We start from the raw sequence: 1,859 nt of genomic DNA, 5'->3' as shown, positions 1-1,859 counted from the left end.
CGGGTGGGGCTGCTCGTGCCGGGATCGCTGGCGCCGGTGGCGGTCTGCACCTCGTCGGGCACGGTCGGCCCGTCGGACTCGCTCGGCAGGGCGGAGGCCGTGACCGTGCTCGCGCGCGACGGCGCGCTGGCCGACGCGGTCGCCACGCAGCTCGGCAACCGCGTGCACGCGCCCGAGGACGTCGACCGTGCGGTCGAGGCGGCGCGCGGGCTGGACGGCGTGCTCGGCGTCGTGGTGCTCCTCGGTGAGCGCATGGGCGCGTGGGGGAACGTACACTTGGTACCGCTCGGCTGAAGGCCTCCGCGGCCCCACAGCGACGAAGGGACGAGAGAGCGCATGGACAGCATCGACGAGTTGGACCTGTACGAGGCCGAGCGCAGGCTCGCGCTCTTCAGCGAGTACCGCGAGATCTCGCGCACGTTCCACTACTACGTCGAGACGGAGCTGCGCGCCTATCTGGCCGACGAGGTCGAGGTCGAGCCGATGAACACGGGCGGGTCGCCGTTCTTCAAGGTGACGCTCAAGGGCGTGTGGGTCTACGAGGCCGAGCGGCCGAACCGGGAGATACCGGAGGCCGTGATCTGGTCGGTCGGCGACGTCCACGTCCAGAAGCTCAAGACCGGGGAGTGACGCGACGCGCCTGCTCCGGTGAGCGGCGCCCGCGGCCGCCGGTCCGGGAGTACCATCGCGCTACGCTCTCCGTCACCCTGGAGAGGGGAGGCCGACATGGGTACGCCCGTTCCGGACCGTCACGCGGCCGTCGGCGTCAGGACCGCGCTGGCCGTGCTCCTCGCGTGCGTCTTCGTCCTGTGCGCCGTCGGCGTGTCGTACTCCGCCGACATCCCGATCGCGACGATCCCGGTCGGTGACGGCCCCTCGGCGGTCGCGGTCGACGTCGTCACCAACGCCGTGTTCGTCACGGACTACAACGACGACGCGGTGACGGTGATCGATGGCGTCAGCGACACCGTGACGGCGACGGTCCCGATGCCGCCCACCGCCACACAGACCTTCCCGATCGCGGTGGTCACCGATCCCACACGAGGACTCGCGTACGTGGCGGACTTCTGGCAGGGCCAGGTCGTCCAGATCTCCGAGCCGGGCTACTCGGTCACCGCGTCCATGCCGGGCGCTGGCTCGCACGGCGAAGCGCCCCGCGCGCTGGCCATCGACCCCGCCTCGACCCCGCCCAAGCTCTACGTCGCCAACTACGGCTCCGACTCCGTCACCGTCCTCAACGCGCTCACGATGGCGCGCATCGCCGAGATACCGGTCGGCGACGCGCCGAGGGCGATCGCCATCTTCACGAGCGCCGGCCGCAGGCGCGTCTTCGTCGGCAACCGCTACACGAACAACGTGACCATCATCGACGGCGACACCGGCTCGGTCGTCGGGACGGTGACGCTCGACGGCCCGCCGAAGGCCATCGCGGTCAACGGCGCCGGGGGCAAGGCCTACGTCACCGTGCCCGCGACGGACCGGGTCTTCGTCATCGGCACGACCGACACGGTCGTCGCGACCATCACCGTCGGCGACAACCCGGTCGGCATCGACTTCCGTTCGTCGCAGTACGGGCTCGTGGCCTGCTACGCCGGCCGTGAGGCCGACGTCATCGATGCGAACACCGACAGCGTGGTGGCGACCGTGCCGACCGGCCCGGGGCCGTTCAACGTGACGGCGGCGCCGCTCGACGCCAAGTGGTACGTGACGAACAAGCTCGGCAGCACGGTCAACGTGGTGAGCAGCGGGTACGGCGTCACGACGGTGGCCGTCGGCGCCGCGCCGTACCAGGTGGCCGTCAACGAGCTGCTCGCTCCGCGCGAGGCGTACTGCTCGAACTTCACGTCGGACACGGTGAC

At 70.8% G+C, this 1,859-nt stretch carries 2 protein-coding genes; both read left to right on the top strand.

Going from position 1 to position 1,859, the window contains the following annotated elements; translation table 11 throughout:
- Window positions 1–336: 336 nt before the first annotated feature.
- Window positions 337–630 (top strand): DUF2469 family protein, encoded by a 294-nt coding sequence (locus FDZ70_10015; protein TLM68232.1) that lies wholly within the window; start codon window positions 337–339, stop codon window positions 628–630.
- Between the two features lie 96 nt (window positions 631–726).
- Window positions 727–1,859 (top strand): YncE family protein (locus tag FDZ70_10010; GenBank protein TLM68231.1); only part of this gene is annotated, 1,133 nt, incomplete at its 3' end.

The sequence above is a fragment of the Actinomycetota bacterium genome (assembly GCA_005774595.1).
In the GTDB taxonomy this organism is placed as follows: domain Bacteria; phylum Actinomycetota; class Coriobacteriia; order Anaerosomatales; family D1FN1-002; genus D1FN1-002.
The sequence above is the reverse complement of the archived record's forward strand: the minus strand, read 5'-3'. Positions and strand labels throughout refer to the sequence as shown.

Excerpts from the sequence above, each read along its gene's own strand:
- FDZ70_10015 (TLM68232.1), top strand. The coding sequence starts at position 337 with ATGGACAGCATCGACGAGTTGGACCTGTACGAGGCCGAGCGCAGGCTC.